The sequence below is a fragment of the Streptomyces rubellomurinus genome, from assembly GCF_000961885.1.
Classification (GTDB): Bacteria; Actinomycetota; Actinomycetes; order Streptomycetales; family Streptomycetaceae; genus Kitasatospora; species Kitasatospora rubellomurina.
On sequence record NZ_JZKH01000315.1, the window covers coordinates 1 to 521 of the forward strand.

Here is a 521-nt window from a genome sequence, read left to right on the forward strand (position 1 = left end):
GGCTGCGCACCGCGACGATCCGGGCCGCGTCGCGCAGCGACAGGCCGCCCGCGACGTACGCCGCCGCGATCTCGCCCTGCGAGTGCCCGACGACCGCCGAGGGCTCGACACCGTAGGAGCGCCAGAGGGCGGCGAGGCTGACCATCACCGCGAACAGCGCCGGCTGGACGACGTCCACCCGCTCGAACGACGGGGCGCCCTCCCTGCTGCGGAGGACGTCTTCGAGGTTCCAGTCCACGAACTCGGCCAGCGCCTCGCCGCACGCGGCGATCTCCGCCGCGAACACCGGCGCCGTGTCCAGCAGTTCGACGGCCATGCCGACCCACTGGGCGCCCTGGCCGGGGAACACGAACACCGGCTTCACCGTGCCACCGGCCGAACGCCCCTCCACCACCAGCGGCGAGGGCTCGCCCAGCGACAACGCCGCCAGACCCGCCAGCAACTGCTCACGATCAGCGGCCGCCACCACACCCCGGTGCTCCAACTGCGCCCGCGTCGTCGCCGCCGAGAACCCCACATCG

Annotated in this window: 1 protein-coding gene; it reads right to left on the reverse strand. The window is 73.9% G+C overall.

The features are described 5' to 3' along the window. The coding region (locus VM95_RS37995) for an acyltransferase domain-containing protein (protein WP_045706190.1) at positions 1–521 on the reverse strand (521 nt) is incomplete at both ends.